At 48.1% G+C, this 14,029-nt stretch carries 16 protein-coding genes and 2 pseudogenes; 3 read left to right on the top strand and 15 right to left on the bottom strand.

What is annotated here, in order from left to right; translation table 11 throughout:
* Position 1 precedes the first annotated feature (1 nt).
* A complete protein-coding gene (locus QUE23_RS06360; protein WP_286348242.1) occupies positions 2-673 on the top strand; it encodes an HAD family hydrolase in 672 nt (223 codons plus the stop codon).
* Here the strand turns inward: QUE23_RS06360 and QUE23_RS06355 are convergent.
* Complete coding sequence (locus tag QUE23_RS06355) at positions 642-2,207, bottom strand: ABC transporter ATP-binding protein/permease (protein WP_286349429.1); 1,566 nt, start codon at positions 2,205-2,207, stop codon at positions 642-644. The two genes, QUE23_RS06360 and QUE23_RS06355, sit on opposite strands and share 32 nt — an antisense overlap.
* Before the next feature lie 290 nt (positions 2,208-2,497).
* Between QUE23_RS06355 and QUE23_RS06350 the strand changes: the two genes are divergently transcribed.
* Complete coding sequence (locus QUE23_RS06350) at positions 2,498-3,094, top strand: peroxiredoxin (protein WP_286348241.1); 597 nt, start codon at positions 2,498-2,500, stop codon at positions 3,092-3,094.
* Positions 3,095-3,113: 19 nt separating this feature from the next.
* On the opposite strand, the gene QUE23_RS06345 is transcribed toward QUE23_RS06350, so the two are convergent.
* Both QUE23_RS06345 and QUE23_RS06340 read right to left on the bottom strand, forming a co-directional pair.
* A complete protein-coding gene (locus QUE23_RS06345) occupies positions 3,114-3,785 on the bottom strand; it encodes a class II aldolase and adducin N-terminal domain-containing protein (RefSeq protein ID WP_286348240.1) in 672 nt (223 codons plus the stop codon).
* The gene (locus QUE23_RS06340; RefSeq protein WP_286348239.1) at positions 3,782-4,618 is read right to left on the bottom strand and encodes an ATP-binding cassette domain-containing protein; all 837 of its coding nucleotides are present in this window, start codon (positions 4,616-4,618) and stop codon (positions 3,782-3,784) included. The genes QUE23_RS06345 and QUE23_RS06340 overlap by 4 nt, the downstream gene beginning before the upstream one ends.
* Positions 4,619-4,694: 76 nt before the next feature.
* On the opposite strand from QUE23_RS06340, the gene QUE23_RS06335 reads away from it, so the two are divergent.
* Positions 4,695-6,542: a porin family protein gene (locus QUE23_RS06335; RefSeq protein ID WP_286348238.1), complete on the top strand. Its 1,848-nt coding sequence runs from the start codon at positions 4,695-4,697 to the stop codon at positions 6,540-6,542.
* Here the strand turns inward: QUE23_RS06335 and mnmE are convergent.
* The 12 genes and pseudogenes from mnmE to QUE23_RS06265 all read right to left on the bottom strand — a co-directional run bounded on the left by mnmE (position 6,543) and on the right by QUE23_RS06265 (position 14,020).
* A pseudogene (gene mnmE, locus QUE23_RS06325) lies at positions 6,543-7,898 on the bottom strand (tRNA uridine-5-carboxymethylaminomethyl(34) synthesis GTPase MnmE).
* Positions 7,891-8,636 (bottom strand): annotated as a pseudogene (locus QUE23_RS10010) (Jag N-terminal domain-containing protein). Before QUE23_RS10010 ends, mnmE begins: the two co-directional pseudogenes overlap by 8 nt.
* Positions 8,637-8,644: 8 nt before the next feature.
* A complete protein-coding gene (yidC, locus tag QUE23_RS06310) occupies positions 8,645-10,318 on the bottom strand; it encodes a membrane protein insertase YidC (protein WP_286348233.1) in 1,674 nt (557 codons plus the stop codon).
* Positions 10,315-10,635, bottom strand: coding sequence for a membrane protein insertion efficiency factor YidD (yidD, locus tag QUE23_RS06305; RefSeq protein ID WP_286348232.1), 321 nt, complete (start codon positions 10,633-10,635; stop codon positions 10,315-10,317). The genes yidC and yidD overlap by 4 nt, the downstream gene beginning before the upstream one ends.
* Complete coding sequence (gene rnpA / locus QUE23_RS06300) at positions 10,632-10,940, bottom strand: ribonuclease P protein component (RefSeq protein WP_286348231.1); 309 nt, start codon at positions 10,938-10,940, stop codon at positions 10,632-10,634. The genes yidD and rnpA overlap by 4 nt, the downstream gene beginning before the upstream one ends.
* Positions 10,941-11,001: 61 nt before the next feature.
* Entirely contained in the window at positions 11,002-11,136 is a 135-nt protein-coding gene (rpmH, locus tag QUE23_RS06295) for a 50S ribosomal protein L34 (protein ID WP_015106717.1), read from the bottom strand.
* A 63-nt stretch (positions 11,137-11,199) separates the two neighbouring features.
* Positions 11,200-11,598, bottom strand: a complete 399-nt coding sequence (locus QUE23_RS06290; RefSeq protein WP_286348230.1) for a biopolymer transporter ExbD — start codon at positions 11,596-11,598, stop codon at positions 11,200-11,202.
* 1 nt (position 11,599) lies between these two features.
* Positions 11,600-12,070, bottom strand: coding sequence for a TonB-system energizer ExbB (gene exbB, locus QUE23_RS06285; RefSeq protein WP_286348229.1), 471 nt, complete (start codon positions 12,068-12,070; stop codon positions 11,600-11,602).
* Between the two features lie 2 nt (positions 12,071-12,072).
* Positions 12,073-12,525 carry an SsrA-binding protein gene (smpB, locus tag QUE23_RS06280; RefSeq protein WP_286348228.1) on the bottom strand — a complete coding sequence of 151 codons (453 nt, stop codon included), beginning with the start codon at positions 12,523-12,525 and terminating at the stop codon, positions 12,073-12,075.
* Positions 12,522-13,292 carry a 4-(cytidine 5'-diphospho)-2-C-methyl-D-erythritol kinase gene (locus QUE23_RS06275; protein WP_434801978.1) on the bottom strand — a complete coding sequence of 257 codons (771 nt, stop codon included), beginning with the start codon at positions 13,290-13,292 and terminating at the stop codon, positions 12,522-12,524. Before QUE23_RS06275 ends, smpB begins: the two co-directional genes overlap by 4 nt.
* Positions 13,289-13,525 carry a carbon storage regulator gene (locus QUE23_RS06270; RefSeq protein ID WP_286348226.1) on the bottom strand — a complete coding sequence of 79 codons (237 nt, stop codon included), beginning with the start codon at positions 13,523-13,525 and terminating at the stop codon, positions 13,289-13,291. Before QUE23_RS06270 ends, QUE23_RS06275 begins: the two co-directional genes overlap by 4 nt.
* Positions 13,526-13,531: 6 nt before the next feature.
* Complete coding sequence (locus QUE23_RS06265) at positions 13,532-14,020, bottom strand: peptidylprolyl isomerase (RefSeq protein WP_286348225.1); 489 nt, start codon at positions 14,018-14,020, stop codon at positions 13,532-13,534.
* Between the last annotated feature and the right edge of the window lie 9 nt (positions 14,021-14,029).

Here is a 14,029-nt window from a genome sequence, read left to right as displayed (position 1 = left end):
CATGACATTAAAAGTTGTGGTGTGGGATTTTGATGGGGTGGTGTTTAACAGCATGCACTTAAAAGGGGAGGGATTTAAGGAATTGTTTAGACGGCACACAAAGGCAGATGAAGCGGCCCTAAAGGTGTTTGAGGATTACCACTACGCCAATGGGGGGGTGAGCCGTTTTGATAAAATCGCCCACTTTTACACCCAGATTTTAAAGAAAACCATAGACGCGGACAAAATCCATGCTCTAGTTGAAGAGTTTGGGCAGATTATCTCTAAAGATTTGTTTTCAAGAGAGCATTTAAATCTTGAAGTATTGGACTTCATCAAGACGAACGATGAAAAGTATATTTTCCACATTGCTTCGGCAGCTTTGCATACAGAGTTACAGGTTCTCTGCGAGTTTTTAGGGATTTTGCCCTACTTTAAGAGCGTTGAGGGCACGCCACCCGCGAAGGCAAAAATCCTGGCGAACATGTGCGCTAAGCATGGCTATAAGTCCGGCGAAATGGTCTTGATCGGGGATAGTAAGAGCGATTATGAAAGTGCAAGAGCAAATCAAATTGCTTTTTTGGGCTACAACAACCCCACCCTAAAAGAGTTATTACCAAGTGCCTATATCCAAACTTTTGAGGGCTTGGATTTAGAAAAGCTCACACAGAAGGCTTACTTAGATCAATTTTGATTTCACAGCGTTCAATTGTGCTTAGGCGGTGCGCGATGACGAGCAGGGTCTTGCCTTCAGCCACGCTGTAAATCTCGTCCATGATTTTTGCCTCCGTGGGGGTGTCTAGGGCTGAGGTGGCTTCATCAAGCACTAAAATTTCGGGGTTGTCATAGAGTGCTCTAGCAATACCTAGGCGTTGCTTTTGTCCTCCGCTGAGGTTGATCCCCCCCTCGCCGATGGGCGTTTCAATCCCTCTGTGCTGACTTAAAAAGTCGTGAATGTGCGCCATTTTGCAAACTTCTATGACCCTATCTTTGTCTAGCGGGCTGCCGCAAGCGACATTTTCGGCGACACTGCCATCGAACAGATAAATGTGTTGGGGGATGTAGCCGATCTTTTGCCGCCATGTGCGGATGTTTTGGGGGGTTAGGGGGGTGTTGTCTACAAAAATCTGCCCCTTAGTGGGGTAAAGCACACCCATAATGATGTCTACTAAGGTGGACTTGCCACAACCGCTAGGGCCGATGAAGGCGACTTTTTGTCCCCTTTTGATGTCTAAATTCAAGTCTTCTAAGATGGGGTGGGTGCGCTTGTAGGCAAAGCTGACATTTTGAAGGCGGATGCTCTCTTTAAAGGGCAATTCCAGCGCCCCCTCTTCTTGAATGGGGCGACTCAAATCCTTGTAAACACCATTGATCGCTTGTTGTTGGTAGCAGATGATGCCGTATTGATCCAAGATGCGGTTTAAGGAGGGTAGCATGCGATAAAGAGCCAGGGCATACATAGAGATGATGGGCAAAACCATCCTAGCTTCGCCGTACTTATGCAAGACATAGACGACCGATAAAATCAGTAAACTAAAGCCCACGGTCTCTAAAAAGCGATTAGGGATCGCCTGTAAAGTGCGGTAGGTGATGTTGGCCCTGGCGTTACTTAGGCTATTTTGGGTAAAGACTTGGTAGGCTTGCTCGTGGTTGTCTTTGAGTTTGGTGATTTTAAAATTGCCAAAGAACTTAGACAGGATTTTAAAGGACTGCGTTTGGGCGTTGTTGGTGATCCGCCCTTTTTGTTGGATGAACCTGGACATGTATTTGATGATGAAAAAGACTTGCAGGGCTAAGATAAAGGTCAAAACCAAAGTCATTTTCCAGTTGGTGTAGATCAAGAGTCCATATAAAAACAACATCACGCTCATCTCTGTGAGCAATCCCAAAAGAGCACTTAAGCCGGATAAAACCCCCCCGCTTTTTTCCATGATGGTGTGGCGGATTTTATCTAGATTTAGGTTGATGTGCTCCAAATACGAACTTTTGAGATGATGCATGAACAGCCTTTGGGCTAGGGCGTGTGCCTTTTGGCTGGCAAAGCGGCTATTGGTGTAGGCAAAGAGCACGCTATAACCCATGCGAAACACATACAGCCCCACGAGCGCAAAACTAAAGAAATAAGCAAAATGCAAGGGGGTTTTAAAGTGCAGAGCGTCGTAGACGGCTCTAGCGTAGGGGTTAGATAAAACCAAATCCGGTGAACTGGCTAGCGTGATGAAGGGCATGATCATGCTGATTGAAACCACTTCGAGCAAGGACATAAAAATAGACATGAGCACCAAGATTGCTAAGATTTTTTTATCTCTCTTGTTAATGAGGGCTAAGATTTGCAAAAGGGAACGCAAAAAAGTTTTAAAGGGGCTGATGCGCTTCTTTGAAGACAAGGCAAATCCTTAAAATGCAATCTAAAAGCTTGAATTATACCTAAAACCCGCCTTGATTGTTAACGGATATTTAGCTACAATGCGCCCGTTAGTTTTTGCTAACAAAACCAAAATATTTAGGGAGATTTTTTATGCTAGTTACCAAAATTGCTCCGGATTTTAAAGCCACGGCTGTTTTGCCCAATAACCAAGTGGATGAGCATTTTGAATTGTCTAAAAACCTAGGGCGCAATGGCGCGGTGTTGTTCTTTTGGCCCAAAGATTTTACTTTTGTTTGCCCCTCTGAGGTCATCGCTTTCGATCACCGTGTGAAAGAGTTTAACAATAGGGGCTTTAATGTGATCGGGATCTCCACAGACACCGAAGTGGTCCACTATGCTTGGAAAAACACGCCCACAGAAAAGGGCGGAATCGGTCAAGTTACCTTCCCCATTGTGGCAGATGTGACCAAAGACATCGCCAGGGCTTACGATGTGCTCTTTGAAAACGCCATCGCTCTTAGGGGATCTTTTCTCATTGACAAACACCAAAAAGTCCGCCATGCGGTGATCAACGACTTCCCCCTAGGGCGCAATGTGGATGAAATGTTGCGCATGGTGGATGCCTTGATTTTCTTTGAAGAACATGGCGAAGTCTGCCCTGCGGGTTGGCAAAAAGGCGATGCGGGCATGAAACCTAGCCACGAAGGTGTGGCTGATTACCTTAAAGAACACGCCAGCCGCCTCTAAGTTTAAAAACCGCCTGGCTTTAGCCAGGGTTTGGCTCAGCCGGACCTTGCTCGGAAACTGCCTCTTCTTTTGCTAAAGGTTCTCCCTTAGGGTTTTGGGCCAAATTCGCAAATTGCAAAACCTCACAACTCCCCTCAATCAAATCAAAAATTTTCAACAAGCCTTGTAGTTCTCTGTGATACACCACAATCCCACAACCCCTAATGAAAATAAAACGCCTCTTGCTCGCTTGTAAATAGTGCAGAATATCCACAGGGGCGCGGTCCTGCCAATCCCGATAACTCTTGGGGTCGTAGATTTCAACTTTTTGCCCTAGCAGCGTGTAGCCCAAGTAATCTTTGGGGGTTAGGCATTCGTTGGTTAAAGAGTAGGCGATGGCGTGCGGGGGGCGGCCATAAGCGATGAAGCGGGCTTCTGTAAAATGGCGGTAAATGCTGGCGTGGATGCCCACATCCATGCTCGCCTCCCGCCAGCGGTAATCTAATTTGTCTTGCAAAACGATGAAGGACTCTTCGTCCAAATTGTCAAACACCGCATTGTTTTTATTGATGAGAAAGCGAGTCGCCCCCATACGTGCCGAGATCGAACCTCTAAAAATACTAAAAAATCCCTTGCGGAACATGGAAAGGGACACTTTTTGGAGCTGTTGCAAGAATTTTTGATCCACTTCTCTGACATAGACATTTTTCATAGCGGCGATTCTAACACATTTATCTGTAGATTTTTGGGTTCTAGCGCCACACAAGCCCCCTCTTTGAGCTTCTTAACACAGGGCAGGCGCAAGATTTGCGGCTCTAGAGCTAGGGTGAGCTCTTGATCGTGGCTTTGCAGCACTTTAGCGTGCAGGGCGGGCTTGGGGTCTAGATTTTGGGTGTAAGCGGTGGTGGTGTGCATGTCTTGCTGCAAAAAGATTAGGGTGGTTGCCATTTGATAGGCCTCCAGCAGGTCGTGGGTGATGAGCAGGGTGGTGAGCTTAAAATGTGCGCTCAAGAATTTGATTTGCGCTTGCAACTTAGAGCGCATGCGCCCATCTAGCGCACTCAAGCCCTCATCTAAACACAAGAGCGACCCGCCATCAAGAGCGCGCAAAATTGCCCGCGCCAAAGCGACCCTTTGTTGCTGCCCGCCTGAGAGTGTGGCGATGGGGCGTTTTAACAGCCCTTCTAGCTCCATTAAAGCGACAATTTCAGCAATTTTTGGGTGTTTGGGGGCCCCAAAGGCGATGTTTTGCTGGGTGTTTAAGTGGGGGAAGAGCCCATAATCTTGAAACACAAAGCCCACCTTGCGCTCCTGCGGGCTTAGGTTAATGCGCTTTTGTGTGTCGCACCACACTTGGTTTTTAAAAACAATGCGCCCACGATCGGGGGTTTCTAGTCCTGCAAGAGTGCGTAGCAGCGTGCTCTTGCCCATGCCAGAAGCCCCCATCAAGGCATAGGTTTGGGCGGATTTTAGGCGCAAGTTGGCCTCTAGGCTAAAGTCCCCCTCTGCCCCCTTTAAGCGTTTTTGTATTAGAATTTCTAGCATGTTTTTATCTCAACAAGTCTAAAGTTTCAAAATGCTACAACAAAACTTTATAGCTATCTTAACATAGGTTACTTGCATGCGTAAATGGTTGCTCCCCCTAGTCTTGAGTGGTTCTGGTTTTTTAATGGCACACCCCAAAGACGGGTTTTTTGTGGAAGGGGGTTTGATGACAGGTTTATTAGAAACCCAAGAAGACATCGATAAAAAGCCCCCCTGCCCGCTGGGTGTGGTTTGTGAGTCCACTTACATGCTAAATGCCGCGCCCACTTTCACACAAGCGGCCTTAGATAACCGTAAAAACCCGATCACTTTTTACACCACCCACCCGGTCAAAATGCAACTGGAAAATGGAAAGCTACACATTGAAAGCTTTTTACCCTACAACTTACACAATGTAGACCTTTACATGAAAAATGCCAACGGACAAGAGGTCAAGGTGGGCATGTTTAAAGACATCCCCCAATTCACCCAAAGTGTGGTGGCTGAGGATTTTCTCCCCGCTATTGCCAAAGCCGGGGGCAATGCCAACTCTACTTTTATGTTAAAGCCCTCCGCTAGCTCCGATCCCACCACCACGCAGGTGTTAAACGATCTCAATAAAATCACCGTAGACATTGAGGGTAGAATCGCACAGGCAGGAGCCCCGGGCAACACCACTTGGGCGATCCCCACCCCCAAAGAAGCCAAAGAATTAGTAGAAACCTTTTTAAACCTCACGGCCATGCTAAGCAACCCGCAATTTAAAAAAGCCGTGGAGGGAGCGCCCTTTGAGCTCACTAATTATCCACAAAATAATGGTCCTTATAACCCCGATATGGTGCCCGGACCTAATGGGAAGTTCCCCCCTAACATCCTGAAAAAAGACCCTAGCTTGAAACAATATATATTAAACAAGAGCGAGGTCTACGGCAGATATACCAGCAATAAAGTCGGCAACACTTCGCTTGTGATCGACACTCTAACGCCAAATGTGGTCGCAGGTGGCTTGGATGGTTTGGGTGGTCCGGGGGTCTTTGGAATCTCTCCCTACCTCATCAACCCCAAAGATTCTAAAATTTTAGACACCGACGACATCAGCAGCGGCACATGGCCCATCATTACGGTGATGCACGAATTTGGGCATGTCAACGGCTACCAGCACGATGGCAACATGACTTATCAAAATGGCTGGTATAACTCTGTAGGAGGTCCACAACTCAAGCACTGGGATGCGTATGCTCCGTATTATAAGATTAATGGCAAGTATGTGGAGGCGGGAATGGGCGGGATCGGTGTGGATGTGTGGACGCAACTTGGTAAAGCGGGAGATTTACCCATCAATTACAACGATTTAGCCAGCCAAAGCGCGCCCGTTTACCCCACCGCCTTTATGCGGGCGTTACGCAGTGTCCTCTCCACCAACAGTGCCGCCGCTTCGGCGATGGTGGGCTTTAATGTCATGGGGGGCTACCAACAATACTTTAACGACTACTTCGGGCTGTCCTACTATGGGATCATCAAATACAACTACGCTAAAAGAATGGGTTTTATCCACACCATCAACCAAGTCGCCTTCGGGGTGGGGATGGACGCGCTCATTGACTTTAAAACCAATTACACCACCTACCGCATCCACAACAAAAAGAAACGCACCTATGCCATGCGTAAGTTTAAAAGTTCTTATGGCATGTTTGTGGGCTTTAGAGCGTTGTGGAAGGGCTATGGCTTGAAGGGGGCGGGGTTTTTCAACAGCGGGAATTTAGACCTAGTTACAGGCTTTAACTACCGCTACAAGCACTCCAAATACAGCATCGGCATCGCTTTGCCCCTAGCCCAGCAAAATCTCGTGGCAAAAATCAACACCGCCGACCTTGCGGGCACTTTCGTGATCAAAGAAGGTGTGCGCCACTTTAATGTCTTTTTCAACTACGGCTGGGTGTTTTAACTACTTGCCTAAGCAGAACTTAGAAAACATCACTCCGAGCATTTCCTCGGTGTTGTAGGGGCTGGTGATTTGCCCTAAACTCTCTAGCGCGTCTTTAATGTGGTAGGCAAAGAGTTCTAGCTCAAGGCGTTCTAGGGGCTTTTTTGCGTCTTGTAGGTGGGCGATGGTGGTTTTTAGGGCCTCTTGTTGGTTCAAAGCGGGCAAGATCACATCGGGCAGTTCAGTTTGCATGAAGGGGGCTAGGGCTTCTTGGATCAGGGGCAAACAAGGGCTTTTTTTGGTGCTTAACACAAGCGGGGGGCTTTGATAAAGGGCAGTTGGGCTAAAAGGGCGGGGATGTCTAGCTTTTGGGGGCAGTCGCTTTTGTTAAACACCACTAGGATCGTTTTTTCTTGTTGTTCTACGAGCAAGTCTAAAATATGGCAATCCTCTTTGTCCATTTCTTGGCTCAAGTCAAACAAAGCTAAAATGATTTGGCTCTCTTGCATGCGCGCCTTGCTGCGCTCAATGCCTAAACGCTCAATCACATCCGCCCCCTCCCTAATGCCCGCTGTATCCACAAGGCGCACACAAGAGCCATTGAGATACACCACTTCCTCAATCGTGTCTCTAGTGGTGCCCGCTAGTGGGCTCACGATCGCGCGCTCTTGCAACAATAGGGCGTTTAAAAGCGAGCTTTTACCCACATTAGGCTTACCCACAATGCTTAAGGTGTAGCCCTCTAATTGGGCTTGTTTGGCTTGAGACACCTCTAGGGTGTGTTGCAACTTCTTTAAGGTGGGGCGCATTTTAGAGCACATAGTTTCAGGCAAATTCTCGGGCAGGTCTTCCTCAGCGTAGTCGATCAACACCTCAGCCGTGGCGATGAGTTCTAAAAGGGCGGTGCGGATAGAGTGCACGAAGTTTTTAAGCCCGCCCTTAAGCTGTTTAGCCATCGCCTTTGCCATGGACGCATTTTGGCTCTCTATGAGTTGTTGCAGGGCCTGTATTTGCGATAAATCCATGCGGTTATTGAAAAACGCCCGCTTGCTAAACTCCCCCCCCATTGCGAGCCTTGCCCCCGCTTTTAAGCAGGCCTCTAAAATGAGCCGTGCCACAAGCAACCCTCCGTGGCATTGGATTTCAGCCACATCCTCGCCCGTGTAGCTGTGCGGGGCTTGAAAGTAAAGGGCTAGGGCTTGATCTAGCAAGTCCTGACCATCGTAGCAATCCACCAAAATAGCCCGTCTTGGGGTAAAGTGCTGGCGGTGGGTGAGGATTTGTAAAATTTTTAGGCTCTGATCTCCGCTGATTTTCACGATGGCAATCGCCCCTAGGGCGGGGGGGGGTGGCGATGGCGGCGATGGTGTCAGTCATTCACCACGACAACCGACTCGTTTTGGCTGTTTTGTTCAATCACCACATGCTTATTAGGAAAGGCCTCTCGCAGGCGTTTTAGGGCAATGTGTAAGAGCATGCCATCTAGGGGTTTGGTTTGCGCCTTGCCGACTTCGTGTACGGCCATGATCACCCCCTGCAAGTACACTTCCATCATCTCTTCTTGGTCTTTTAAGAAACTGGCCACTTCTAGGCGGATATTGTAATTGTGCTTATGGTGTATCCAGTTGAAAAGCAGGTAGGATAGGGCATTGTAGCGGTAGCCCTTTTCACCGATGATGAGTGCCGAGTCGGGACCATTGATCTCGATCAAGAGCGTTTGGGGGTTGTATAGGCTCACTTGTATGTGCTCGATCTCATAGGGCAGGTGGCTAAACAAACTCTCTAGCTCGGCTTGGATTTGGGCTAGTTTGTTGATAGGTTGGATTGGGGATATTGGTTTCTCTAGCGTGGGGGGGTTTCTTGGGGCTCTTGGGGGCTGTAGGCTTGTGCGGAAAGTTGGGTTTGCGTGGGGGGGGTGGGCTCTTGGGCTTGGGGACTTGTAGCCGCTTGGGGTTTTCTTTGTACCCTTAAAATGGCTTCCTTTTTGCCTAAGCCTAAAAAGCCCTTGCTGGGGGCTTGCACCACTTCATACTCCAAATCCACAACCGAACAACCTAGCAGTGAAGATGCCTTGATGATCGCCTCTTCTAGGCTCGGGGCGTTGATGGTTTGCATGCCAACTCCTATTTTTTATGTTCGGCGATTTCTCTAGCCTTTTTCTTATCAAGCATTTGGTTAATCATCCACTGCTGGATAATAGAAAAAACATTATTAATCGTCCAATAAAGGACCAACCCCGCCGGAAAAGTGATTAAAAAAATCGTAAAGAATAAGGGCAGCATTTTAAAGATCTTAGCTTGCGTGGGATCGGTGATGGTGTTTGGGGTCAGGGCTTGTTGGGCGTACATGGAAATCCCCATTAAAAGGGGTAAAATAAAATAAGGGTCCATGAGCGAGAGATCGTGAATCCACAGCATCCACCCTGCGCTTTTGAGCTCTACGGCGTTGTAAAGCACCCGATAAATGGCAAAGAACACGGGGATTTGTAAGAGTAGAGGCAAGCACCCGCCTAGAGGATTTGCCCCGTGTTTTTTATAAAGTTGCATCATGTGCATTTGGAGCTTTTGCGGATCGCTTTTGTATTTCTCTTGCAACTCTTTCATTTTGGGGGCGAGGTCTTTGATTTTTTGCATGCTCACCATGCCCTTATAGCTCAAGGGGTAGAGGATGATCCGCACAATGAGCGTGAGTAAAATGATCGCCCACCCCCAGTTATGCGTGTAGTTGTGTAAAAAGTCTAACAAGAGAAACACGGGGCGGGCAAAAAAGGTGATGATCCCATACTCAATCACTTCGGTTAAAACGGGGTTGATCTGGGATAGTAGGCGGTGATCTTTAGGGCCTATGTAGCCGTGCAAGCTGGCATCGCCCTTTAAGGACACAAAAGGTAGGGGGTTTTTGCTGGGCTGTGTGTCTACAATGGCGTTTAGGGGGGTGTTGGCAAAAAATAACGAAGTGTAGTAGCGATCCACGCTGGCGATAAAGGTGGTGGCTTTAAAAGTCTGCGTTTCTTTCGCCTTGCCATCTTCAATTTTTTCTAGTTTGTGATCTTGTGTACCCAACAGCACGCCGTGAAACGCATAGCCGTCTACATCGGCCACGGGCCTTGAGCCATTAGACAAGACATAAGCGATGTTGCTTGTCACCCCTTTAGGTTCTAGATGGATTTTTAAATCATAGGTGAGGTTTGGGTAAAAGGTTAGGGTTTTGGTGAGGGTCAAGCCGTCCAACTCTTGGGTCAGCACTAGGCTTTGGGGGGTGTTGTGGAGTTCAATTTCCTTAGCCGAAGCGGTGTAGGGGGTTTTAAACGCTTCGGTATTCAACCCGCTATCCACAAAACGCAATTCCAAAGGCTTTAAAGAATCCACGCCTAACAGGGGCAGTTTTTCTAAAGGGGGTTTGGGCTTGGCAAGCCCTAATAATTCTTTGACATGCTCTACAAAGCCTTCTTGGCGGTGGGCGGTGAATTTTTTATCCTTCAAATACACCTGGGCGATGCGCCCCAGCGAGTCGATCTCGATCTCCACACCTTTGGAGCGCACAAAGGCGATGAGGGGGGTGTTTAGCGTGGACTGAGCTCTCTGCTCTAGGGTGCTTGGGGCGGAGTGGGGGGATGACAAGCCATAGGTTTGTCCCATGCCATGGGCTTGTGCGCCCTGCCCTTGTGGGCTGTGGGTGCCCTGGGCGATTTGGTGCGCCTTGTCTTCGGGCTTGGGCTGGAAAAAGTAGCTGTAGGCGATTAAAAAGATAAAGGACAGGGCAATGGCTAAAATGAATTTAGAATTGTTTTCATTCACGAATATACCTTGAGAATGTAGTAAGTTTTTGAATGGGGGCTTGTAGGCACGAGGTAGTAACTCAGCTTAAAGGCATTTGGGGCGTAAAACTTGGGCTTTAAAGGCTTGCTTGCAATGGGGTAATCGACCCCACCCGGGTGCAAAGGGTGGCAAGATAAAACCCGCCTAGCGATTTTAAAAAGAGCCTTTGGCATGGTTTCATGTGGCAAGAGCCACAGCGCATAAGTGGAGCAGGTGGGGTAAAAACGGCAGGTGGCGGGCTTGATGGGCGACACATAGTTGCGGTAAAAAGTAAGCAAGGCTAGGGCGACTCTCATACACGCCTCAGTGCGCCCTTGAGGGGATGTTTGCGCTTAAGACATGCCAAAATCTGCTGTCTCAACTCTGTGTAACTCAGGCTAGAAATCCCTGCCTTTGCCACAAAGACAACCACCTGCTTTTCTAAGGGGGTGTGGCTTAAAATGGTGCGTACCCGCCTTTTGAGTAAATTCCTCTGCACGGCCTTACCCACTTTCTTAGACACGCTAAGCCCGAGTAAGGAAGTCTTGGGGTTACCAAAAAAAGGGGGCAAACCCTCTAGGGGCAGGCTGTAAATAGCAAAAAACGCCCGATGTGCTCGCATGCCCTTTTTATAGATGTAAGAAAATTGCCTAGTGGTTTTTAGGGATTGCACGCCGCAAAAATCAAACGGCTAGTTGTTTTCTTCCTTTGGCACGGCGGGCTTTGATGACCTTTCTTCCGTTCTTGGTCTTCATCCTCACAAGAAAACCATGCGTGCGCTTTCTAGGCGTGTTGTGGGGTTGGTAAGTCCGTTTCATTGTCTTCCTTTAAAATTTTCAAAAGGACTATTCTAGCCAAAGTTGGCTAAAAGCTATCTAAATTCAGTGGGTGCTGTTCTTGTCTTCTACAAGAATATAGAGTTGGTTTAAGTTATGGGTTTGGAGCAAGTCCACGACTTTGACAAAGCTGTCTAGATTGCTGTTTTTATCGCCTTGTAAAATGATGGGCGTGTCTTTAGGATAGCTTGAGACCGCCCGCCTCAACGCCTCAAAGCTCACTCTTTTTTTGTCTAAATAAAACTCGCCCTTGTGGGAAATGGCGATGCTCACCTGTTTCTTGTCTAGGACATCTTCAGCTTTATTGGAGCTTTGGTCCACCTTGGGGATATTAATAGGCAACTTAGAAGTGCTGACAAAGGACGCAGTGGTCAGCACAATCACCAACAACACCAACATGATGTCAATGAACGGGACTACATTCATTGAGTCGATTTTTTTCATTTTAATAGTCCGTGTCTAAGCGGTTATAATTTGGTTTTTCGGCGGGGTTGTGGTAAATGTCCCACTTGGTGGCAATGATTTCGCTCTTACGCACCAGCATGTTGTAAATCACCACCGAGGGGATCGCCACAATCAACCCCATGCCCGTAGATTTCAACGCCAAGGCCAGCCCGACCATGATGGCCTTCGTATCCACCCCTGTGGTGTTGCCTAGCTGAATGAAGGTGATCATGATCCCGGTCACCGTGCCTAGCAGCCCCACATAGGGGGCGTTTGAGCCGATGGTGGCGACTAAGGTCAAGCGGCGGTGCAAATCTAGCTCTAACTTGCGTTTGTCAACATAGTCATCCACGCGCACCGTAGCATAAAACCACACCCGCTCAATGCCGATGGCAATCACAATCACAGACAATAAGCCCAAAAAGCCCAAAATCCCATAATCCACCATTTCTTTTAAATTAAAGTCGCCCATCGCTAACCTCTATGCTTTAATTGGCTCTTAGCTTCCATGTCTAAAACCTTTTGTTTCATGTCCTCTCTCTTGTCGTAAAGTTTCTTGCCCCGCACTAGGGCGACTTGCAATTTTACCCGATTCCTAGCGTTAAAATACAATTTCAAGGCCACAATGCTCAAGCGTTGTTGTCCCACTTGGGCGTGCCACTTAACAAGCTGCTTTTTGTGGAACAACAGCTTACGTACCCGCCTCTCATCAGGTGTGTAGTGGGCGTTTGCAGTTTGTAAATGCGCCACATGCACGCCGAATAAAAAGGCTTCGCCTTTGATGATTTTAACAAAATTGTCCTTTAAATTGACACGCCCCGCCCGAATGGCTTTGACCTCTGCACCTACCAAAACCACCCCCGCTTCTAAACTCTCTAAAATCTCGTAGTCAAAGAAGGCTTTCTTGTTTTTGGCAATCTCTCTCACTGATGTGCCCTTTTAAGCCCAAAAAAGCTTGCTCCACTCCCGCTAAAAAACCACGCATAACTAGGGTCTAAAGACTTAACCCACTCTTTTAAAGCGGGGTAGCACTCTAAAGCGGGGGCAAGCAGGTCGTTGAGCTCTTTGGCGGTGTGGGTTTGTAAGAGTGTAGGGCTTGGGGTTTCTAGCCATGCGTGCCGAAACTCTTTAAAACCCTTAAACGCTCCGTAGACCTTAGCTGTGGTGCACTCTAAGGGCGGGGTGCTAAGTTGCACTTTTAAAGGCTCTTCTTTAAACTCTTGCACCACCTCCCCAAAGTGGCTAACATTTGCGCTGTTAAAACCCGAGATAAAAAAGTTCACATCCGCCCCCACTTGTGCCCCGATTCTATAAAGTTGCTCCAAACTTAAGCCCAGCTCTAAATATTGATTCACCTCTCTTAAAAACACCCCTGCATCTGCGCTTGAGCCTCCAAGCCCCCCACCTAGGGGGATTTTTTTATCCGCCTCTACGCTGATTTGCTCCAAGCGGGGGCGTAAAGCGGGGCTCAAACTCTCTTTTAAGAGCCACCACGCCTTGTAAAGGGTGTTTTGCTCTAGGGGGCAGTTAAAGTTGCCCCTAAGGTTAAAGCTAGGTGCGCTTTTGACTCTTAGCGTTTCACTCAAATTTTGCACCAAGCACAGGCGGGAGTGCAATGAGTGATAGCCCCCCTCTTTGCCGACCACTTTTAAAAAGACATTGACCTTTGGGTACACTAAACAGCTAAAAATCAATCTATCTTGCCTAATTGTTTGCCAATGCCGGCTAAAAGCGAATCGCTCACATCTTTAGACGCTTTTTTGTTCTCTAACGCCACCGCTTCTTTCAGCTCCGAGCGCAAAATCAAGGTGTGGGAGGGGGCTTCAAAGCCCAACTTCACACTCCCCTTATCGATGGAAACCACCCGCACATAAACCGAGTCGCCCACGACAACCCCCTCCCCCAATTTGCGCGACAAAATCAGCATAGAAACCTAAGATTGCGCCGAGATTTGGACGCTCTCAATTTTGTCGCCCTGCTTTAGGCTGTCTAAGACTTGTAAGCTCGCCTCGTCTTCAATCTGCCCAAAAACCGTGTGCTCGCCATCTAAATGGGGCTGGGGCGCAAAGCATAGGAAAAACTGACTGCCCCCCGTGTCGCGTCCGGCGTGTGCCATAGACAACGCCCCCCTTTTGTGCTTATGGGGGTTGTTTGCTACCTCACATTTAATGCGGTAATCGGGCCCCCCTGTACCTGTGCCAAGCGGACATCCCCCCTGCGCCACAAAACCGGCGATGACTCTATGGAAATTCAAGCCATTGTAAAAGCCTTCGTTGGCTAGGGTTGCAAAATTCGTGACAGCTTGGGGCGCATCCTTGCCAAACAGGTGGACTTTAATCGCCCCCTTGCTGGTGTTGATTGTGGCGGTGTGGTAGCTTTCTAAAGTTTCAAGGTTGGTTTCAAAAACTTTTAGGGGTTTCATCATTTTCCT

Origin of the sequence: Helicobacter felistomachi, from assembly GCF_030296895.1 — a bacterium.
GTDB classification, from domain to species: domain Bacteria; phylum Campylobacterota; class Campylobacteria; order Campylobacterales; family Helicobacteraceae; genus Helicobacter; species Helicobacter felistomachi.
Note: the sequence above shows the minus strand (reverse complement) of the source record. Positions and strands in the feature narration are given on the sequence as shown.